The organism is Anabaenopsis sp. NIES-4685, assembly GCF_059725405.1.
The window spans coordinates 1,587,158-1,608,699 of sequence record NZ_AP043602.1 but is presented as its reverse complement, the minus strand read 5'-3'; the positions used below and the strand labels follow the sequence as shown (position 1 = coordinate 1,608,699).

Below are 21,542 nucleotides of genomic sequence, written 5' to 3'. Positions count from 1 at the left end.
TAAATCCGACTGGGTGTTGAATATAAGATTATAAATAGGGTTAACAATCATTGCCTAGAGTATTATATGTAACTCACAAGTCCACTTTTAGTGGACTTTAGCTATTAGACGCTTAATTTATTCCCCGGCTAATTGTTGATGGTCACACCTCTTCCCAGTCAACAGTCAACCGTCAACAGTCAACAGTCAACAGTCAACAGTCAACGGTTCGACTCCGCTCACCGACCACCGTCAACAAATCCAAACCTAACCCCGAATTACTGTAATATTTCTCCCTTGGGGACTTAGGGCTATTTCCGTGGTAGTGCGATCGCTGATGGGGGGTAAGTCGGGGCGACGGTCAAATATTACTAACCATCCTGTATCTAAATTTAATCCTGATAAATACTTATCTAACTGTATCAATCCTTGGGGTAAGGGGTCGGGTTTACCCTGTTTCCATACCTTTAATTCCATCCCTAAGACTACATCACCATACCTTAAACATATATCCATCCTCCCGGAACCTATGGCGTATTCCCGTTCTAAGCTACCACCACCATTAACTACCCGGTGTAAAAATGCCATTAATACTAAGTGGGGCGCAATTTCTGGGTAAGGGGTACTTTTAAATAATGGTTCCCCGTGTTGTCGCCAAAAGTCTAAGAATAAGCCTAATAATTTTTCTGGGATTAATTCACCACTAGCACTCAACCATTCAGGTTCAATCACTCCTAGGGACATAATGGGGGTATAGGCTAAAACTTTAGGCAAAACCTCTCTATATATGGGGTTAGCAATTTCTAAACCTCTAATGGGATGATAGCGACACAATCCTAAATCTAGCACAAAACGAATATCATCATTAGGCACATCTGGTAATTCTTCCCCGGCTAACATGGGTTGAATAATTGCTTTTACTCTATCTTCTCGCAGTCGCTCGGCGAGACTATCTAGGTGGGTGTCTTGCCTTTGAATTAGTATATCCTTAGCTTGATTGATTAAGTCTATAGTGATGGGGATATTTACATCTTCTGCTAGGTATTCTGTAACTTCCTTAGCTAAAGCATTAACTAACCAAGGTTGACCCTGGGTTAAATAGTAGGCGTGGTTAATGGCTTCGGGGGTAAAGATTTGCCCTGTGGCTTGGGTGTGTTGTGCGTATAGATTACTTACATCTTTTAAGGTGAAATTACTTAAAGTGAGAGAGCGCACCTTGATATTAAAGGGGCTGGAAGTATTTAACCTGTCAGTACCACCAGAAGCTACTTTATAATCCCGTACATCCCGCATCCCAATTAACGCCACACATTGGGGGAAACCTTGGGGGCGACTAGGATAACCGGAGCGTAATTGTCGCAGTACAGAGATTAAGGTTTCATCACTTAAGGCATCAATTTCATCTAAGAATACTACCAGGGGAAGGGGAGAACTAGCAGCCCACATACTGAGAACTGTTTGTAAATCTAACTGGGTGATTCCCGTTTCTTCCTTAATCTGATTAATATGTGGTAAGGGTAACTTTAAAAACCGGATTTGATTCTGCCAGTGATTTAAAATACTATTTTGCGCCGCCAGGGGATCATGGGGGAATACTGCACCCACTTCTAAGGATAGTAAGACGGCGGTGTACTGACCACTGGCTGTTAACTGCTGTGCAAGGGTGAGCATGGCAGTAGTTTTACCGGTTTGTCTGGGTGCATGGATGACAAAGTAATTGCGCTGGGCAATCAGGCGTTTTAACTCTGGTAGGCGTTCGGTGGTGGGTAGGGTGTAGTGTATATCCGGTTGACAGGGCCAGCAGTGTTAAACCATTTAGTCATAAAAGTTTAGGTATAGCTTGATTTGATTATAGATGACTGTTGACGGTTGACGGTTGACGGTTGACGGTTGACGGTTGGCGGTTGACGGTAGGGTGTTCTAGGTAACCCACTAGTCCACTTGCAGTGGACTTTAGCTTTGAGACGGGGGTTTCTAACCCCCGGCTCCCCCTGTAGCATCAAACGGAATTTTTCAAACCCAGAGCGATCTGCTTGCAGCAGATCGCTCAAGCTTGGTCAGTTGCGGATGTAATTAGACATTTTTCACAAGGCTGGTATAATACCACTAGGTAAAATTTTAGTCAATATTTTTTCCTAAAAATCAGGTAATACACATGGCTTATAGTGATTTCACCTTGAGTAAGTTTAAAAAGGACTTTAATATTCATATTCATGAAGAAATGGATTTATTTATGAATGTTGAACCTATACAAATAAGTGAAAAGCTCAAATTTACTTTAGAAGAAACTACAGAATTAGCATTAGCAATTAATACGGAAAAAGCCCGATCAGAAATGATTATTACGCCGATTTTACTGGAGGTAAGACGTAGGTGTAATTACGAAATTAGTTTATTTTCGGGAACTGATTTTAATCTAGATTTTAAAAAAGGATTAAACGGTTATTGTGATTTTATCATCAGTCTTTCTCAGGAACAGTTAACAATTAATGCACCTGTAATAATCATTGTTGAAGCTAAGAATGAAAACATTAAATCTGGTTTAGGACAATGTGCAGCGGCGATGTTTGCAGCACAGTTGTTTAATGAACAAGAAGGTAATGATATTAAAACTATTTATGGTGCGGTGACCACTGGGGATATTTGGAAGTTTTTAAAGTTGCAAGGGACAAATATATTTATTGATTTGAATAATTATTATATTAAAGAGTCAGATAAAATTTTAGGTATTTTGTGTCATGGAATTAATAATTGAATGGCGAAGCGCTGCTGCAAAAGCATATCGCGAAGGGCTGCTGCAAGCATATCGCATTGGCGCTGCTGCTCAGTGCAGCCGGGGAATAAATTAAGCGTCTAATAGCGAAAGTCCACTAAAAGTGGACTGTTAGGTTACAAAAAATACTCTAGGCAATGATTGTTAACCTGATTTATAATGTTATATTTAACACGTAGTCGGATTTATCCGACTTAAGCTATTAGACGGGGGTTTCTAACCCCCGGCCGCGATTGTCGTAGCTCTTAACCCCTGACCCGTCAACCGTCAACCGTCAACACCATTAACGCCCCCGCCAAATCTTGATGGTACCATTCCCACTCCCAGAGGCTAAGGTACGGCCATCCGGGCTGAAAGCTACTGAACTAACCGAAGCTGAATGTCCGGTGAGGGTTTTCTCTAATGAAAATGAAGGTGAACTGGTAATGACACTTATAGGATTATTGGGAAATAAACCATAACGCATACAACTATAAATTTGAGTTCCCATTAATCCTATAGGACTTACGCACTGTACAAATTCACCATGATGTGCGTCAATGAAAATCCGCTGTATGCTTCTCAATGCACAACTTCGGGGTGCAACCAAGGGAGGGTCTACTAAGTATGTCAGTGCTGAAAAAGAGTATAGATTAATTACAGAGGAGTTAATCAGTGAGTGAAGAACAGGATTATGTTCGTGTAGTCAAAGGTGAAAAGTTCTACCGAGTCATCGACTGTGAGGGTGCCTTGGTGTCGTGGTTTAGTGGGTTGGAGATAGTTGCTAATTTTTCTAATCCATCACCCCGCGAAATAGATGGATTTGCTAATGGAGAGTTTGAATTAGCTTTGAATGTGATCAACGACATCCCCTGGTTTTGCTTCAGGATATTTAGCTTGATACCTAAGAAAGGTTTCGGAACAAAAGAGTACCGAGTTATCCTACCGTGGCAGGAGTGTCCGTTCCATGCTGCTAGGATTGACCCGCAATCTCTCCAAAGGATAGAAGAACTTGCTCTTCAGGCTGAGGAAAATAAGGAACTCCGTGTCGCCACCAACGTAATTTTACTTGATTTCCCATCTAACACAGTTTTATCGTTGCGAAGGTTTACCTTGTCACCCTTCTTTACTCGCAAGCTGTTTACAGCCGTCCTGGATACCAAAGCAGCCCATACTTCTGAGAGCTATGATCTGGCTGTATCAGAAGTTCTTGCGCGGTATCCGGTTGATTCTATAGCAACCGCCAAGGTAATTTAAGCATAAACTATAAGTAGTCCCTTTTCATGTGAAGCGATCGCTTGCTACAGGTATATGCCCAAGCCGTACAGTTACGACCTTCGTCAAAAAGTAATCCAAGCGATTGAACTCGATGGCTTGAAGAAAACTGAAGCCAGTCAAATGTTTAATATTAGTCGCAACACCATCACCCTATGGTTGAAGCGAAAAACCGAAACGGGGGACTTCCAAGCCTTGCCTAGTAAGCGTCCTGGGAATGGTCACAAAATTACCGATTGGGAAAAATTTCGTGAGTTCGCTTCCGTGCATGGCGATAAAACCCAAGTAGAGATGGCCTCACTTTGGCCTGAAGAAATTAGCGAGCGCACAATCTCAAGAGCTTTGAAAAAAATTGGTTTTACGCGAAAAAAAAGACTTATGGCTACCGTGAGCGCGATGAGGTTAAACGACAGGCTTTCGTAACGCAGTTGTCTAAGTTACCTGTGGAGAAGATTGTATACCTCGATGAGTCAGGAATGGACAACCGAGACCAGTATGATTACGGTTGGAACTCAAAAGGACAGCGCTTCCATGCACTTAAATCAGGTCGTCGTCAAGGTCGGGTGAACATAATTGCCGCGCTGTGTAACCATCAGCTGATAGCTCCTTTCACTGTTGAGGGTGCGTGTAATCGAATAGTATTTGAGACTTGGCTTGAAGCTTGTTTGCTTCCCACACTCAAACCGGGACAGGTTGTGGTGATGGATAATGCTACATTTCATAAAGGTGGGCGCATTCAACAACTGATTGAGTACGCAGGGTGTGAAGTGTTGTACCTACCACCTTATTCTCCAGACCTGAATCAGATTGAAAAATGTTGGTCTTGGTTAAAAAGTCGAATCCGCAAAAAACTTGAGCAGTTTGATTCTTTACGAGATGCCATTGAGGATGTCTTACTTTTTGCGTCCTAACCTCCTTGGCGGTTGCTATATTGGGGAATCATCCCGCGTTAGGTGCAAATCGGGAGACTAAAAGAATGGAAACAGGTTTAGTTATTGGATACCTCAAGCAATATCCAGAAATATGTATGAGGTGCAAAGACTTGACTGAGTTTGAACTAGCTGATTATTTGGTGGCGCTGCTAGTTGAATCAGAACCTGACTTATTCGTTAGGCAAGAACTTTTGAGGTTATCGTTGGCAAGGGTTGACTGGGCATATGTCAAAAATTGGGTAGTTTAAACCAGTTTTACCCCTTGCCAACTTTTGTGGAGTGCCATTAGCTGACTTTCCCAGTTACAAGTTGGCGAGTCGGCTTTTTAGCTTTTCTCATCAACACAAGGGCGAACAGTTCTCTAAAATCTTTGCAGTGCTTACTTTCAGGTATCTTTGCAGCTAGATTGAGTTTAAAAGCCTAATTGCTTCTTGATAAGCAGCAGTATTACCTTGATTGCGGAATAATTGCGCTGCTCTTTGGAGGTCTCCCCTGGCTTTGTTGATGTCTCCTAGGTTACCGTAAACAGCACCGCGATTTCTGTAAGCTTCAGCTAAATTAGAATTAATCCTAATAGCTTGGGTGTAATTAGCCAATGCTAAATCCCATTTCTGCAGCTTACCGTAAACATTACCGCGAGTGTAGTAAGCTTCAGCTAAATTAGAATTAATCCTAATAGCTTGGGTGTAATTAGCCAATGCTAAATCCCATTTCTGCTGGTTATAGTAAGCATTACCTCGACCGTAGTAAGCTTCAGCATAATTAGGATTAAGTTTAATAGCTTGGTTGAAATCAGCCAGAGCTAATTCCCATTTTTGCTGGTTAGCGTAAGCAAAACCGCGAAGGATGTAAGCTTCAGCATAATCAGAATTAATCACAATAGCTTGGTTGAGATCAGCCAGTACTAAATCCCATTTCTGCTGTAAAGCATAAACAGCACCGCGACGGACGTAAGCATCATCTAAATTAGGATTAAGTTTAATAGCTTGGTTGAAATTAAACAGAGCTAAATCCCATTTCTGTTGTTGAGCGTAAACATTACCGCGATTGTAGTAGTAAGTTATAGCTATAACGCTGAGAGTAAATCGATCAACATGACTGCGATTAGGATTAAGTTCAATAGCTTTATTCAAATCAGCCACAGCTAATTCCCATTTCTGCTGGTCACGGTAAACTCTACCGCGACTGCTGTAAGCTTCAGCAAAATTAGGATTAAGTTTAATAGCTTGGGTGTAATCAGCCACAGCTAAATCACATTTATGCTGGTCAGGGCAACTAGTAAGCATTTCGCGATCGTAGTAGTAAGCATTACCTCGACCGTAGTAAGCTTCAGCGTCATTAGGATTAAGTTCAATAGCTCGGTTGAAATTAAACAGAGCTAACGCCAAATTTCTCTGGTCAGCGTAAACAATACCGCGATTGATGTAAGCTTTGGCATAATTAGGATTAAGTTCAATAGCTTTATTCAAATCAGCCACAGCTAATTCCCATTTCTGCTGGTCACGGTAAACTCTACCGCGACTGCTGTAAGCTTCAGCAAAATTAGGATTAAGTTTAATAGCTTGGGTGTAATCAGCCACAGCTAAATCACATTTATGCTGGTCACGGCAAACAATATCGCGACCGTAGTAAAAGTAAACATTACCTCGACCGTAGTAAGCTTCAGCGTCATTAGGATTAAGTTCAATAGCTCGGTTGAAATTAAACAGAGCTAACGCTAAATTTCCCTGTTCATAGTAATCAATACCGCGTCTGAGGTGAGTTTCAGCTAAATCCTGATTAGACCGACCTTGACTGTAAAGTATTGGGGGTCTTTGACTAACTACTTGGGAATTTTTGATAGTTAACGCTTGGGTTTGATTGGTTTGACCCCAAGTGGGGGTAGCACTGAGGGTGAATGTCAGTGTTGTTAAGGCTACAGCTTTAGTTAGTCCTATTAATTGCATGGGTTTTACCTTTGATGGTTAGTTAAATATTTAACGGTATGCATACTTATAAGAAGAAACAGCAAAAGTTTAAATAGATGAAATTTATAATACCACGCTCTGGACATAATAAAATAAATGACACATTTATTTTATTCAATCTCAGTAATACTATTTAGGTAATCTTGTCATCTATCTAAAGATAGATTTTTGAGAGTATAAAAATTTTAGAGTAGTATTGACCCCACCCCCAACCCCTCCCCTTACAAAGGGAGGGGAGTATATGAAATGACTTACAGCAGCGCGATCGCCTTACAGCAGCGCGATCGCCCGGTGAAGATGATCAAATACATGATCTTCGAGTCACACAGATCCCCGACTTCTGGACAAATTATATGAGATGATGCCAATTATTTAAGAAGTCGGGGATCTTACGCTCCAATAATTATGATCAAAAGTCCATTGCGTTACCCTGGTGGGAAGTCAAAAGCTATTAAGGAAATAACAGCACACTTACCAGAAAGCTTTTCAGAATTTCGAGAACCTTTTGTGGGTGGTGGTTCTGTATTTATATACTTGAAACAAAAATATCCCTATCTGAAAATTTGGATTAATGATTTAAACCGCGAGTTATATCTGTTTTGGAAATATGCAAAATCCGATTTACGCCGTCTGTTAACAGAAATCCGTCACATTAAACAGACATATACAGATGGTAAAATCCTTTTTGCAGAATTAACCACTATAGACAGCAATAACTTATCTGACTTTGACAGGGCAGTACGCTTTTTTGTTCTGAATAGAATTACATTTTCTGGTACTGTAGAATCTGGGGGGTTTTCTGAGCAAGCTTTTCATAAACGCTTTACTTACTCTTCCATAGACCGCCTAGAGAAGTTAGGGGAGATTTTAACGGATGATGTGAAAATTACTAACTTGGATTATGGTGACTTATTGAAAGCAGAGGGTAAAAATGTATTTATATTTTTAGACCCGCCTTATTTTACTGCTACCAAATCCAGGTTATATGGTAAAGATGGTGATTTGCACACCTGTTTTAATCATCAAAGGTTTGGGGAATTGGTCAGAGGATGCGCTCACCCTTGGTTAATCACTTACGATGATTCCCCTCAAATCAGAGAAAACTTTCCAGACTCTTACCTGTTTGAGTGGGAATTACAATATGGTATGAACAATTACAAGCAGGGTAGGGCAGCCAAGGGTAAGGAGTTATTCATTAAAAATTACTCTAATGGCTCAGGTCGGATTTGAACCAACGACCCCAGGCTTATGAGTCCCGTGCTCTAACCAACTGAGCTACTGAGCCATGCTTATTCATCGTTTATTAGCATAGCATAGAGTTTTGGGGATGGCTAGTGTTTTGTCATATTATTTTTTTTTCTATTTTTTTTAACTCGCTGGATACTGCTGTAACACCTGCTGTAGATATTGTCCTGTATAAGAAATAGGATTGGTTGCAACTTCTTCGGGTGTCCCCACTGCAATGATTTCGCCGCCTTTATCCCCACCTTCTGGACCTAAATCAATTACCCAGTCAGCGCAACGAATGACATCTAAATTGTGTTCAATGACTAAGATGGAGTTACCCTTATCGACTAACCTTTGTAATACATCCAATAATTTATGGACATCATAAAAGGATAACCCGGTGGTGGGTTCATCTATGAGATACAGGGTTTTACCTGTAGCGCGGCGAGATAGTTCTGTGGCTAATTTCACCCGTTGGGCTTCCCCTCCAGATAAGGTGGTAGCAGGTTGTCCGAGTTTGATGTAACCTAAACCGACATCATATAAAGTTTGCAGTCGGGTAAAAGCTTTGGGGATGTTCTGGAAAAACTCTAAACTTTCCTCGACGGTCATATTCAGCACGTCTGCTATAGATTTATCTTTGTATTTCACCTGTAAGGTTTCCCGATTGTATCTTGCGCCTTTGCAAACTTCGCACTGTACATACACATCTGGGAGAAAGTTCATTTCAATGACATTGACACCCTGACCGCTACAAGCTTCACAACGCCCACCTTTGACATTAAAAGAAAATTGTCCGGGTTTGTATCCCCTGGCCTTGGTTTCGACTGTTTGGGAAAATACATCTCGAATTGCATCGAAAATACCTGTATAGGTAGCGGGGTTGGAGCGTGGTGTACGTCCTATGGGTGACTGGTCGATGACAATGGCTTTATCTACTGCGTTTAATCCCTGAATTTCTTGTAAGTGTTTGGGTAGGGGGACTTTCTTTGTTAAATGATGTTGTAGTGAGGGATAAAGTAGTTCGTTGATGAGGGTAGATTTACCGGAACCAGAAACACCGGTGACGGAGACCAGTTTACCTAGGGGAATTTCTACATCGATATTTTTTAAGTTATTGCGATGGGCGTTTTTAATTACTAAACTGCGTCCGTTCCCCTGTCTTCGTTGCGCTGGGGTGGTGATTACTCGTCTCCCCGATAAGTAAGCACCTGTTAAAGAGTCTGTTGCTGCGAGTAGGGTTTCTAGGTCGCCTTGAGAGGTAATATTTCCGCCGTGGATTCCTGCACCTGGTCCAATATCAACGATGTGATCAGCAGCGCGGATGGTTTCTTCGTCATGCTCTACGACGATGAGGGTGTTACCTAACTCGCGTAATTTGGTTAAAGTTTTGAGTAAGCGGCCGTTGTCTCTTTGATGTAAACCGATGCTGGGTTCATCTAAAACATAGAGTACCCCTGTTAAACCAGAACCTATCTGTGTGGCTAAACGAATCCGTTGGGCTTCCCCACCGGAAAGGGTCATGGCGGGACGGTCAAGGGTGAGATAATCTAAGCCGACATCTAGTAAGAATTGCAATCTGGCTTTGATTTCTCTTAAAACTAAGTCGGCAATTTGCAGTTGGCGATCGCTTAATTTTAACTGATCAATTCTGGTTTGGCAATCTTGAATCGAAACCCCGGTTAAGTCTAAAATACCATATTGTCCCAAGCGTACTGCTAAAGCTTCGGGTTTTAAGCGTTTTCCTCCACAAACCTCACAGGGTTGGTCAATGAGATAGGGTTCTAATTTCTGCTTAATTAAGTCTGACCCCCCCTCGTATTGCCGTTGTAAAATGGGGATTACACCTTTAAAATTCTGCTTTCTTTCTTGATTTTCGCCATAGAGCACGGTTTGCTGTTGTTCTGCTGTTAGCTGATTCCACTTGGTTTGGAGTTCAAACCCGTGAGCTTGTCCTAAAGTATAAAGCAAATCTAGATAATAGGAGTTTTCTTTTTCCGACCAGGGGGCGATCGCTGCATATATTGGCGATTGCGGGTCAGGTATAATCAAATCTGGGGTAAATGTTTTTAAACTGCCTATGCCGTGACAATGGGGACAAGCACCATAAGGGGAGTTAAAGGAGAACAACCGCGGCGATAATTCTTCCATTACCGCCCCATGGACTGGACAAGCGAAGTTTTCTGAAAATACTAATTCTTCTTCTTGCTCCTCGCTGTGACTGACCAGGATGTTGGCAATACCACCGGACTGTTTAAGGCACGTAGAAAGAGAATCTACTAAACGCTCTTGAATACTGTCTTTTTTTACTAAGCGGTCAATGACAACTTCTATGGTATGAGTAATATTTTTATCTAGTTCTATGGAGTCGGAGAGTTCCCGCACTTCCCCATCTACACGCACCCGCACAAAACCTTGAGCAGCGAGACTCGATAACAGCTTGCGGTGAGTCCCTTTTTTCCCCCGGACTACGGGGGCGAGAATTTGAAACCGGGTACGGTCTGGTAATTCCAAAATGCGATCGCACATCTGGTCAATGGTCTGGGGTGCAATGGAGCGCCCGCATATGGGACAATGGGGTTCACCAGCACGACCAAACAGGAGGCGTAAATAATCGTAAATTTCTGTGACTGTCCCCACGGTGGAACGGGGGTTATGGGAAGTAGATTTTTGGTCAATGGAAATGGCCGGACTTAACCCCTCGATGGCTTCGACATCCGGTTTATCTAATTGACCTAAAAATTGCCGTGCGTAGGCGCTCAGGGACTCTACATAACGCCGTTGACCTTCGGCGAAAATGGTATCAAAGGCTAAGGAAGATTTACCGGAACCGGAAACCCCAGTAAATACAATCAGGCGATCGCGTGGTAATTCCAGGTCTATATTTTTGAGATTATGCTGTCTAGCACCCCGAATGCGAATAGTATTTTGACTGTTGTCGTGAGCGTGAGGAAGATGGCCATTTAAGCATGGGGTGTGATATAACATATCGGCTGGGTAATAGTCTACTAGCAGCAATTCTTCATAATACTATTTTTGCAACAGTTATATTAGTACTGATATACCAATATTGATAATTATACCAGTCAGCAATACTTAAACTCATGATTACCAGTTGAAAATGTGCATCTAGCAAAAGTAATAATTATCAATTGTCAACTGAGGATATTTTCCGGGGAACATCAGGTACTATTCTATGCTGAATATAGATCAGGAAATCAAACTTAAAATAAACATTAAAAATGTTTCTATACTAGAGTAAATCTGTTAGTGTTTCATGAAGACAGCAGAGAAAGTTAACAGAAGGTTAATAATGTATTCCTGTTGCGGTTGTGGAGAGAAATCATTAGAAAACTATCCTGTCAGAATTGTTAAAAACTCCCTAATTGTAGAAGTAAATTCACCGATGAGATTTTCGGGTAATTTGTCGTTAGTTCAGAAGTCTTGCTGACGATAAACCCATGGAGTTAGCAAAAAAATTTAGCAATGGAGTTTGATATGACTTTAGCGAGTCCCGCACAAATGCAGCCTTTAGCCGGGGAAGAACTGGAGAAAATAAACGCTTACTGGCGTGCTGCTAACTATCTTTCGGTTGGACAAATATATCTGTTTGATAATCCCCTACTGCGAGAACCTTTAAAACCCGAACACGTTAAACCCAGACTATTAGGACACTGGGGAACAACACCAGGGCTGAACTTTATTTATGTTCATCTCAACCGGGTAATTAAAAAGTATGACCTGAATATGATTTATATCGCAGGTCCTGGTCATGGGGGACCGGGACTAGTCGCTAATACTTACCTGGAGGGGACATACAGCGAATACTACCCCAACATTTCCCAAGATGTAGAGGGAATGAAGAAACTGTTTAAACAGTTCTCTTTTCCCGGTGGTATTCCTAGCCACGTTGCACCAGAAACCCCTGGTTCAATTCACGAAGGGGGAGAATTAGGTTATGCTCTGGTTCATGCCTATGGTGCTGCTTTTGACAACCCTGATTTAATTGTGGCGGCGGTTGTGGGTGATGGGGAGGCGGAAACAGGAGCTTTAGCTACCAGTTGGCATTCTAACAAGTTTCTTAACCCTGTGAATGATGGTGCAGTGCTGCCTATATTACACCTCAATGGCTATAAAATAGCTAACCCCACGGTTTTGGCTAGGTTGAGTCATGAAGAATTAGAAAACCTATTTTTAGGTTATGGTTATAAACCTTACTTTGTAGAAGGTAGTGACCCTGCGGATGTCCACCAGCAAATGGCGGCGATTTTAGAAACTGCGATCGCCCAAATCCACAGCATCCAAAGAGAAGCTAGGGTACATGGTTATAACCACAGTAGCAAACGTCCCCAGTGGCCGATGATTATCCTCAGAACCCCCAAAGGTTGGACAGGACCTAAAGAAGTAGACGGGAAAAAAACCGAGGACTATTGGCGATCGCATCAAGTACCCTTTGGTAACGTAGTCGGGAACCCAGAACACCTAAAATTACTAGAAGACTGGATGAAGAGTTACAAACCCGAAGAACTCTTCGATGCTAACGGTAAACTCATCCCCGAACTAGCAGAACTAGCGCCCCAAGGACAACGACGGATGGGGGACAATCCCCACGCCAATGGCGGTATTCTGCTGCGGGACTTAAAAATGCCTAACTTCACAGATTACGCTGTGGCGATCGCCAAACCAGGGACAACTTATGCGGAAGCTACCAAAGTAGCCGGAGAGTTCCTGCGGGACGTGATGAAACTCAACGCAGAAAGCCGCAACTTTCGGGTATTTGGCCCTGACGAAACCGCGTCAAATCGACTGGGTGCGGTGCTAGAAGTGACAGATAGGACGTGGGTAGCGGATATCCTCCCAGAAGATGAAAAACTGTCACCCAATGGTCGGGTGATGGAGGTGCTCAGTGAAACCAATTGTCAAGGCTGGTTAGAAGGATACCTGCTTACAGGTCGTCATGGCTTCTTCTCCTGCTATGAGGCGTTTATCCACATCATCGACTCGATGTTTAACCAGCACGCCAAATGGCTCAAGACTACTAATCATATTCCCTGGCGGCGACCGATTGCATCCCTTAACTATTTACTCACCTCTCACGTTTGGCGACAAGACCATAACGGATTCTCTCACCAAGACCCTGGTTTTATCGACCATGTACTTAACAAAAAAGCCGAGATTATCCGCGTCTATCTTCCCCCCGATGCTAATACTCTGCTGTCGGTAACAGACCATTGCTTAAGAAGTCGCCAATATGTCAATGTTATAGTTGCTGGAAAACAGCCATCATTGCAATACTTAGACATGGACGCTGCTATTAAGCATTGTACCAAAGGCCTGAGTATTTGGGAATGGGCTAGCAATGATCAAGGGAGTGAACCAGATGTAGTTATGGCTTGTGCTGGGGATGTTCCCACCTTAGAAACCTTAGCCGCAGTCGATATTCTGCGTCAGTACTTCCCAGAATTAAAGGTGCGGGTGGTCAACATCATCAACTTGATGAAACTACAACCACAAACTGAGCATCCCCACGGTTTAAGCGGTAAAGAATTTGATATAATTTTTACCACTGATAAACCAATTATCTTTGCTTTCCATGGTTATCCTTGGTTAATCCATCGTCTGACCTATCGCCACACCAACCACAAAAACTTACACGTGCGCGGTTATAAGGAAGAGGGAACCACTACCACCCCCTTTGATATGGTTGTGCTCAATGACCTTGACCGCTTCCACTTGGTGATGGATGTAATTGACCGCGTGCCAAAACTAGGTTATAAAGCTGCTTATGTGAAACAGATGTTAGAAGATAAGCTGATTGAACATAAGCAATACATTCAGGAACACGGCGAAGATATGCCGGAAATTCGCGATTGGAAGTGGCCTTATTAAGCTAATCACTAGGGTGGGTAAGCCATGAGCAACCCACCCTTAATTTATTGTAACTATTTGACGTACTTCACCGCCCTAAAAGTGCGGTGATTGCTTAAAGTATAAGAACCCAGGCGATTACCTTCAGCATAACGCGATCGCCGCTTACGGTATTTAGTCACAAAAATAGCTTCATCATGGGTTATACACAATCTTCATAATACAAATCATAAACCTCTAGTAAAATAGTAAATCTATAGGGTGAAAAAACATCATTTTTTTTAGCAACGACAAGATAATCTTCCATATATAGCGTTCGGTAGATTTATATATTAGAGGAATTTGATAGTGAGTAACACAAGTATGAATCAAAACCAACTGGTTCATTACTCTTCAATAAAACCAGTTAATGTCAGAAGACTACCTGAAATTTTACTTCGCCGGCGCTTTTTTTGCTTAGGTATTTCCTGCATATTTATGTCAGTGACTGGCTACTTGGCTCTCAATATCAAACCGAATTATCAAAGCTCCATGCAGATATTGGTACACTCCAATTTATACGAGGGAGTTAGAGTAAATAATAGTTCCTTAAGTACAAATAATGACTTAACTGAAGCTAACCCACCAGTATTTGATCACAGCTATCAGATGAAACTGATGGTGAGTTCTAAATTGATACAGAAAGCTGTAGATATTCTGCGTTCTGATTATCCAGATATTACCCTAGAAGATATTAAAGGCCACCATAGAGACAATCAAAAAACAGGTCTGTTAGTCAAGCAATTACCAGTCATCTCTGGAGTTTATCAAGGTCATAGTCAAATATTTGAGGTTTCCTTTAGTGCTAATGACCCAGTAAAAACACAAAGAGTGTTGCAAGCTCTACAAACAGTTTATCTACAGTATAATACACAGCAACAACAAGAACGACTGAAGCAAGGACTGAGTTTTGTTAGCGCACGCTTACCTCAGACCAAAAAAGAGCTGAGTCAAGCTGAGAAAAAGTTAGAAGATTTCCGCAAACAGCATAATATACTTGACCCGGAAGTACAAAGTAAAATCCTGCTAGAATCTCTTGCTGATGTTGAAAAACAGCAACAAATTACCCGCGCACAGATTAAAGATGTACAAGCTCGGTACAATAACCTAGAACAAAAAATCGCTGAGTTATCCCAGAAGGCCAGAATTGCTTCTCGTTTAAACCAATCAACTCGTTACCAATCCCTATTGGGTGCAGTTCAAAACACTGAACTAGCCATTGCTAGGGAGGAAATGCGCTATACAGAGGAGTCGCCAATCTTAGAACGACTCAGACAGCAATATCAGAGTCAAAAAGCGCTGTTAGAGCAAGAAATCAAAGAATTGGTAGATGTCAAAGATATTAAAAATGTTAGTGACACCGAAAAATTACCCTTGACACAAGGAGAAGCAACAGAAGTTAATCCTACCCTGATGCAAGAATTTATTCAGGTGCAAACAGTTCTACAAGGACTAAAGGCTCATGAAAATAGTTTATCTGAATCGGAGAAACAACTCAAGTCCCAACTGAGCAAATACCCCAGCCTTATAGCTGAGTACAACCGCCTACTACCAGCAGTAGAAACTCAACGCAAGATACTTGAGCAATTAGTCCAGACCCAGCAGTATTTGGGATTAAAGATTTCTCAGGGGGGGTTTAATTGGCAAATTTTAGAGCAAGCAGGTTTGGGAACTTCCACAAGTGACCGGAGAAAAACACTTTTACTGGGGGGAGTTGTAGTTAGTCCCATTGCAGGTATTGCCCTCTCCCTGATTTGGGGAATCTTGAATTACACTATATATTCTGTTAAGCAATTACAGAAGCTGACGCAGCTGAGAATATTGGGGTCAGTGCCAAAATTGGCGCTCTCTAGTGTCAACAAGGGTTTACCTCGCTGGTTTTGGCGCAAACAGGAAAATTTAGCTGTCCCTTTGTTAGAAAGTAGCACTTGGTTACCTAGCCATGAAAGCATAGATATTATATACCAAAACCTTCAAATATTCAAGCATCTTTACCCCTACAAGTCCCTGATGTTAACTTCAGCAATATCTAGAGAAGGTAAGACCACCTTGGCCCTGGGACTAGCTGCAAGTGCTGCGCGAATGAACCGGCGCGTCTTATTGATTGACGCTAACTTGCAGTGTCCTCACATACACAAAAATTTGCAACTGTGTAATGACTGGGGACTATCTCTGTTATTAATTGATGACACAAATACCCAAGTCCAAGATTATATCCAACCCATTCACCCTTCTATTGATATTTTGACTGCTGGCCCCACACCGGAGGACACAATTCAATTGCTGAGTCACAACCGAATGGCAGAACTGCTAAAGTTGTTTGAGCAAACCTATGATTTAGTCCTCATCGATGCACCGCCGATTTTAGGCAGCGTGGATGCCAGAATTTTGGCATCATGCTGTCAAGCAATTGTCATGGTGGCGCGTATTGGTCAGGTGACTAGCAACCAGTTGAAGCCAGCTATAGAAGTTTTGAGCAAATTGAATTTACTGGGAATTATAGCTAATGATGTGAGTAATTCTCAAGGTTAGCAATCGGGAAGACGTGTAAGTAATTGTAACTTATTTGCTTAAAGCGATTAAATAATATTAACTCACGCTAGACTAAAAGTAGTTGATTTAATGAGGTCTTAATGCACCATGTCACTCCCAAGGAAGCAGCTAAAATCCTTGGTGTCCATGTCTCCAGTCTCAGGAGATGGGAAAACGAAGGCAAGCTTAAAGCAATCCGTACACCAGGCGGTCAAAGGCGGTTCATCCTCGAAGAAGTCGGAAAAATTGGCGGAATACCCCGGACAATTACAACTATTTGCTATGGACGAGTATCGACTCATTCCCAGCAAGATGATTTGCAACGACAACTTGAACACTTACGCACAAGATACCCAGAGGCTGAAATTATTTCAGAAGTTGGCAGCGGACTCAATTTTAAACGGAAAAAATTCCTCGCCATTCTGGAACGAATCATCGACGGCGATATCTAACGTATTGTCTTTCCCCACCCTGAGCGACTTGTCCGGTTCGGATTTGAATTGGTTAGGTGGTTATGCACAAAATTTGAGTGCGAACTCGTGGTTCTCAATGACCGTAAGCTCAGTCCAGAACAGGAACTCGTACAAGATATGTTGTCGAGCATCCACTGTTTCTCTAGCAGGTTATACGGGCTTAGAAAATACAAGTCAAGCATCAAACAAGACTTACAAAAAGAAGTCGCGTCACAAGAAATCGACAAAGCAGCCACCGAACAGTGTATTGAAAATCAGGCTATTTCCTAGTAAAGAATTACATCGAGTTTGGAAGCGTTGGCTTGCCGCTTATCGTTATTACTTCAATCAGTGTATTAGTTATCTTCACAATAATTACGATACTCAAGTCAGACTAATTATTGATAAGAAAACTAGCATAGAAAAAGAAGTCAAGATATCTGCTGAAGAGTTAGATAAAATAGCTCAAAAAATAGATGTACCCGAATGGGTGAAAACATTACCAGGGCATCAACGTCAAGAAGCTTGTTTTGAGGCATTTGATGCCGTTAAACAGGCTCACACTCAAGGTGGTAGCGCGAAATTTAAAAGCTGTAAAGCCACAAGCCAAGCTATTCAATTCAAGGTGGGCAATTTCAAAAATGGTACTTGGTATCCGCGCACAACAAAAGGTTTAGGTTTTACTACAATTGGTCAAACTATTCCTGAACAGTGCGAATATGGCACAGAGCTTGTTTACCGTCGTGGTAAATGGTTTGGCTGCTTTCCTCAACATAAAGAAACCGTACCTACTGGTAGTGATAGGGTAATAGCATTAGACCCCGGTAATCGCACTTTCTTAACTGGTTTTGATGGCGAGAATGTCTTAGAGATTGCAACGGGAGACATCGGACGCATACAAAGATTGTGTCAGCACCTTGATAATCTCATCAGCCGTTCTACCAAAACAACGTGCCGTCAACGTAGAAAGATGCGTATTGCTGCTAATCGCGTCAGAGAAAGAATTGAGAATTTAATTAAAGATTTGCATAACAAAGCTGTTAACTTGCTTGTTAATTCCTACAAAGTAATTTACTTGCCAACCTTTGATTCTAGTCAAATGGTGATTAAAAGACGTAGCGGGAAGAAACGCAGAATCAACAGTAAGTCTGTACGGCAAATGCTGACTCTTTCCCATTACAAATTTGAGCGACATCTCAAGCAAGCTGCACAAAGGAAAGGTGTAATAGTCGTTCTTTGCAACGAATCATATACATCAAAAACCTGTGGTAACTGCGGTCATGTTCACTATAAATTAGGTGGGAACAAAGTTTTTAAATGTCCACATTGCGGAATACAGATTTGTCGTGATGTAAATGGCGCACGCAATATTTTATTGCGTGCTTTGCAAGCAACTGCCTTCACCGTGACCCATGATGAAATCATGCTTTCTGAGGAGTCAGAATTGACGGATGCCGTAGTTAATCTAGTTTAATCGCTTTGATTAGCTTAAAAGTTGCACTTAATGACTTAATGATCTGATTTTCCATACTGAAGGCATAATTGTGAGGAAGTGGCAACTTCCCGGGTGAGCTAGTCCTAATCTGACTATTTTATAGACAAAACTATACTTATGTTGACAAGCATTGACATAAGTGAGTTAAGAAAATCGCCCACTTGATATATAATCCTACGATATCAAGTATTGAATTAAGACTATTGCCAACGCGAAAACCAAGCAATGATAGCGGTAGTCTTTCTTGTAAATCTTAAGAGAAATATCGCGTCTGGCTAAGGCGTGCAAGTCTACTAAGGGATAACCGCTCCCATGCTCCCGTTGAAGTAGAAAGTAAAGTCTAGCTTTGTCTAGGTTTTATCTAGCAGAACTGTCTCATCTTCACTGGTAGATCATAGATACTTGCTTAAATGTGATTTAAATGATGAGTATGAAATTTCAACTGTTATTAGGCTCTTTGTTTTCCCAGCTTAAAGTACGTCATTGGTGGATAGGCATCTTTTTGTGGATGGTTTTAGTCGCCCCGGCTCAAGCATCTATCATCCTGCGCGTGGCAATTGAGAGGGGAGTTAATCAAGTCAAGGTGGGTAGTTCCACAACTGCACTTGTCAAGGATAGTAGAGGCCGGACTCTGGGACAATTACCCGCTATGAGTTCATTTGATGCCCAAAGTATCCCCGGTGGTGTGGCTCTCAATAGGTGGCAATCTGGCTTATTTTGGATTGAGCCGACAAATCAGGGATTTGTTTATATTGGCGATCGCTGGTATCGTGGCAGAACCTTGGTTTTGCCTACAGATAAAGGGTTAGATGTCGTTAACTGGGTTGATTTAGAAGAATATCTTTACAGTGTCATCGGTGGTGAAATGGATTCTAGATGGCCTCAGGAAGCCCTCAAAGCCCAGGCCATAGCTGCTCGCACCTACGCACTTTACAAGCGCCGGGAACAGCGCAATCATCCCACTTATGACTTAGGGGCTACTCCTGACCGGTGGCAAATTTATCAAGGAGTCGCTAAGGAATCTCCTGCTATTTACGCGGCCGTTGATTCTACAGTTGGGAAAGTATTAACACATAACAATCAAATTATTCTCTCCGCGTTTCACGCCTGTTCTGGGGGCATACTGAAAATGTCGAAGATGTTTGGGGAAAACGCCTGGCTTACTTGCGTGCTGTTCAAGACTACGATCAAAATATCAGCGCTTGTAACTGGGTGCAAACCTTTTCCCCCGATGAAATTAGCTCGAAAATTTCCGGTATTGGTAACATCAAAGATATGATTCCACAAGCCTTCTCACCTTTCCGCAGTGTGAAAGCGTTAAAAATTGTGGGTGAGCAAGGTACAAGAGTACTCAGAGGGGAAGAGGTGCGAACTGCACTCAAACTCCGAAGCACGCGCTTTAATATCACTAGAGGCACAAATGGTGATTTTGTCCTCCAAGGTCTAGGATTTGGTCATGGCTTAGGAATGAGCCAGTGGGGAGCCTATAATCTGGCTCGACAAGGAGCCAACCACCTGCAAATTTTAGGACATTACTACCAAGGGGTAACCCTGACCCCAATTAAGACCAAGTAAGTTACTGCACCACTATCTTAGCATTTATGAGGATATGTAATCTATTATTAGCAAATAACTAGCTATTGGCTAGCCCTCAAGCTCTTGGTCGATTAAGTCGGTTTCGGTGGAATAAACTAAATCTTCACTACTGATGACTTTTTCTGTAGCGAATTGCTGTGCGTAGTTGATTTTTCGCTGTAAAGTCTCCTCTGGATTTGCTAATAGTTGAGCCTGATACAAGCGATCGCGATTGCGTGCAGCAATTTTTTGATTGCGCCATTGAATCCAAAAATAACGCACTAAGGGGATACCTAAGAAACCCGCACCATAACCCAACAATAGCCAATAAATCCCCTCTACAAAAGCTACTAATCCCCCCAATTGCGCCGCTGCTGTCCCATCGGCTATTAAACCTCCCAATATTAAAGCCGCCACAAAATTGAGTACACCCAAACCTGCAGCCAGGATAATTTGTCCTGCACCTGCAGCACTAAAACGCCAAGGATATTCTTCTAAATGGGTGGGTACTAATTCAGGGCTTGTTTTAGTGGCTTTAACTTGCAGCTCTGGGAAATAATAGACAATGTGCCCTTCTGGGCTGACCTCTGGTTGTCCATTAAAACGAGTCAGCACAGGCAGCATATAATCTTCATACTCCCGTGTATAAGTTTCCCCAAGGTCATCCAGATAGGGAGCAATTTGTTCTGCTACCACCGCACCATGATTATTCCCAATCACAGTCGCGATTTCTTGCCATCGCCGTTGTTCTAAATTAGCATTTGGATTACCATCGCCAAATAAAAAGGAAAATACAGCCTCAAAGAAATTCAAGTTACTTCCTTGCTGTCTTTGGTAATGCCGTTGTTGGGAGCGGGTGCTATAATCGGGGCTGAAGTACCAGAATAAATCTGGGAATGGAAAAAAGAATAACCCACCACCCCCAGAACTGCGGCCTCGATCATTGTCATTGCGATCTGAACTCCCGGCATTCACAATGATAATAATCGTCACAGTGATCAGGACAATAGAAAGAATTAAGAAAATACCAAAAGAAATGCGAATCAGGTAAAAAAGAACTGCCCAGACCTTTTTCCACCATTCCTGCAACCGCATCTGAAAGTATTTATTACGTAAGATTTCGCGGAAATTTCGCGGAAACAGGTAAACAATATCGCCTGTTTCTGCTACTTGTAAATGTCCGCCCGCATCAGAAGCCAAGGCTAATAAACCTTGTCCCGCCTCCGCTACACTCAAGCCACCCTGACTTGAGACATCACCAACAGTCACTCGGTAACCGAGTTTTTCTACAGCTTGCATGATGGTGGGATTGGGAGTCACTATTCTTCCCTCCTGTGAGAATTTACTTGTATCGCTCTTTCAGTATAGAGTTTTATTTTCATCTTTCCCCTGTGAGTTCCTGGTACTGCCTTCATGTTATGATTATGGCGCTTGGCTTGGTTAATCAGC

The 21,542-nt window shown here is 42.2% G+C and carries 12 protein-coding genes, 1 tRNA gene and 4 pseudogenes; 10 read left to right on the top strand and 7 right to left on the bottom strand.

Annotation, left to right across the window (positions count from 1 at the left end):
- Positions 1 to 246: 246 nt before the first annotated feature.
- Both AC6IZ0_RS07045 and AC6IZ0_RS07040 read right to left on the bottom strand, forming a co-directional pair.
- Positions 247 to 1,802 (bottom strand): annotated as a pseudogene (locus AC6IZ0_RS07045) (P-loop NTPase family protein).
- A gap of 6 nt (positions 1,803 to 1,808) precedes the next feature.
- Positions 1,809 to 2,030, bottom strand: a complete 222-nt coding sequence (locus AC6IZ0_RS07040; protein ID WP_497725571.1) for a hypothetical protein — start codon at positions 2,028 to 2,030, stop codon at positions 1,809 to 1,811.
- Positions 2,031 to 2,134: 104 nt separating this feature from the next.
- Between AC6IZ0_RS07040 and AC6IZ0_RS07035 the strand changes: the two genes are divergently transcribed.
- Complete coding sequence (locus tag AC6IZ0_RS07035; protein WP_497725570.1) at positions 2,135 to 2,734, top strand: hypothetical protein; 600 nt, start codon at positions 2,135 to 2,137, stop codon at positions 2,732 to 2,734.
- A 301-nt stretch (positions 2,735 to 3,035) separates the two neighbouring features.
- On the opposite strand, the pseudogene AC6IZ0_RS07030 reads toward AC6IZ0_RS07035, so the two are convergent.
- Positions 3,036 to 3,149 (bottom strand): annotated as a pseudogene (locus tag AC6IZ0_RS07030) (hypothetical protein); the annotation flags it as partial.
- 257 nt (positions 3,150 to 3,406) lie between these two features.
- Here AC6IZ0_RS07030 and AC6IZ0_RS07025 point away from each other — a divergent pair.
- The 3 genes from AC6IZ0_RS07025 to AC6IZ0_RS07015 all read left to right on the top strand — a co-directional run bounded on the left by AC6IZ0_RS07025 (position 3,407) and on the right by AC6IZ0_RS07015 (position 5,186).
- Positions 3,407 to 3,988 carry a hypothetical protein gene (locus tag AC6IZ0_RS07025; protein WP_497725568.1) on the top strand — a complete coding sequence of 194 codons (582 nt, stop codon included), beginning with the start codon at positions 3,407 to 3,409 and terminating at the stop codon, positions 3,986 to 3,988.
- A 54-nt stretch (positions 3,989 to 4,042) separates the two neighbouring features.
- Positions 4,043 to 4,917 (top strand): IS630 family transposase gene (locus tag AC6IZ0_RS07020; RefSeq protein WP_497722827.1). Its coding sequence is split into 2 segments (ribosomal slippage): positions 4,043 to 4,372 and positions 4,375 to 4,917, totalling 873 coding nucleotides; the frame shifts between segments, so codons are not numbered across the junction.
- Positions 4,918 to 4,982: 65 nt separating this feature from the next.
- Complete coding sequence (locus AC6IZ0_RS07015) at positions 4,983 to 5,186, top strand: hypothetical protein (RefSeq protein WP_497725566.1); 204 nt, start codon at positions 4,983 to 4,985, stop codon at positions 5,184 to 5,186.
- A gap of 153 nt (positions 5,187 to 5,339) precedes the next feature.
- On the opposite strand, the gene AC6IZ0_RS07010 is transcribed toward AC6IZ0_RS07015, so the two are convergent.
- Positions 5,340 to 6,884 (bottom strand): tetratricopeptide repeat protein, encoded by a 1,545-nt coding sequence (locus tag AC6IZ0_RS07010; RefSeq protein ID WP_497725565.1) that lies wholly within the window; start codon positions 6,882 to 6,884, stop codon positions 5,340 to 5,342.
- A 426-nt stretch (positions 6,885 to 7,310) separates the two neighbouring features.
- Here AC6IZ0_RS07010 and AC6IZ0_RS07005 point away from each other — a divergent pair, with 426 nt between their 5' ends.
- On the top strand, positions 7,311 to 8,135 hold the full coding sequence (locus tag AC6IZ0_RS07005; RefSeq protein WP_497725564.1) for a DNA adenine methylase: 825 nt from the start codon (positions 7,311 to 7,313) through the stop codon (positions 8,133 to 8,135).
- Here AC6IZ0_RS07005 and AC6IZ0_RS07000 read toward each other — a convergent pair.
- A tRNA-Met gene (locus AC6IZ0_RS07000) sits at positions 8,117 to 8,190 on the bottom strand. The genes AC6IZ0_RS07005 and AC6IZ0_RS07000 overlap by 19 nt on opposite strands.
- An 83-nt stretch (positions 8,191 to 8,273) precedes the next feature.
- A complete protein-coding gene (gene uvrA, locus AC6IZ0_RS06995; RefSeq protein WP_497725562.1) occupies positions 8,274 to 11,120 on the bottom strand; it encodes an excinuclease ABC subunit UvrA in 2,847 nt (948 codons plus the stop codon).
- A 510-nt stretch (positions 11,121 to 11,630) separates the two neighbouring features.
- Here uvrA and AC6IZ0_RS06990 point away from each other — a divergent pair.
- The 5 genes and pseudogenes from AC6IZ0_RS06990 (at position 11,631) to AC6IZ0_RS06970 (ending at position 20,093) form a co-directional block, all read left to right on the top strand.
- On the top strand, positions 11,631 to 14,021 hold the full coding sequence (locus AC6IZ0_RS06990; RefSeq protein WP_497725560.1) for a phosphoketolase family protein: 2,391 nt from the start codon (positions 11,631 to 11,633) through the stop codon (positions 14,019 to 14,021).
- Between the two features lie 342 nt (positions 14,022 to 14,363).
- Positions 14,364 to 16,571 (top strand): GumC family protein, encoded by a 2,208-nt coding sequence (locus AC6IZ0_RS06985; protein ID WP_497726014.1) that lies wholly within the window; start codon positions 14,364 to 14,366, stop codon positions 16,569 to 16,571.
- Between the two features lie 101 nt (positions 16,572 to 16,672).
- Positions 16,673 to 17,314 (top strand): annotated as a pseudogene (locus AC6IZ0_RS06980) (IS607 family transposase).
- Positions 17,292 to 18,497, top strand: a complete 1,206-nt coding sequence (locus AC6IZ0_RS06975; protein ID WP_497725559.1) for an RNA-guided endonuclease InsQ/TnpB family protein — start codon at positions 17,292 to 17,294, stop codon at positions 18,495 to 18,497. Before AC6IZ0_RS06980 ends, AC6IZ0_RS06975 begins: the two are co-directional and overlap by 23 nt.
- 442 nt (positions 18,498 to 18,939) lie before the next feature.
- A pseudogene (locus AC6IZ0_RS06970) lies at positions 18,940 to 20,093 on the top strand (SpoIID/LytB domain-containing protein).
- Positions 20,094 to 20,162: 69 nt separating this feature from the next.
- Here AC6IZ0_RS06970 and AC6IZ0_RS06965 read toward each other — a convergent pair.
- Positions 20,163 to 21,413 (bottom strand): hypothetical protein, encoded by a 1,251-nt coding sequence (locus tag AC6IZ0_RS06965; RefSeq protein ID WP_497725557.1) that lies wholly within the window; start codon positions 21,411 to 21,413, stop codon positions 20,163 to 20,165.
- Positions 21,414 to 21,542: the final 129 nt, after the last annotated feature.

Bases quoted from the DNA above. Each gene is read 5' to 3' on its own strand.
- AC6IZ0_RS07035 (WP_497725570.1), top strand. From the start codon at position 2,135: ATGGCTTATAGTGATTTCACCTTGAGTAAGTTTAAAAAGGACTTTAAT.
- AC6IZ0_RS07015 (WP_497725566.1), top strand. From the start codon at position 4,983: ATGGAAACAGGTTTAGTTATTGGATACCTCAAGCAATATCCAGAAATA.
- AC6IZ0_RS07010 (WP_497725565.1), bottom strand. From the start codon at position 6,884: ATGCAATTAATAGGACTAACTAAAGCTGTAGCCTTAACAACACTGACA.
- AC6IZ0_RS07005 (WP_497725564.1), top strand. From the start codon at position 7,311: ATGATCAAAAGTCCATTGCGTTACCCTGGTGGGAAGTCAAAAGCTATT.
- uvrA (WP_497725562.1), bottom strand. From the start codon at position 11,120: ATGTTATATCACACCCCATGCTTAAATGGCCATCTTCCTCACGCTCAC.
- AC6IZ0_RS06990 (WP_497725560.1), top strand. From the start codon at position 11,631: ATGACTTTAGCGAGTCCCGCACAAATGCAGCCTTTAGCCGGGGAAGAA.
- AC6IZ0_RS06985 (WP_497726014.1), top strand. From the start codon at position 14,364: ATGAATCAAAACCAACTGGTTCATTACTCTTCAATAAAACCAGTTAAT.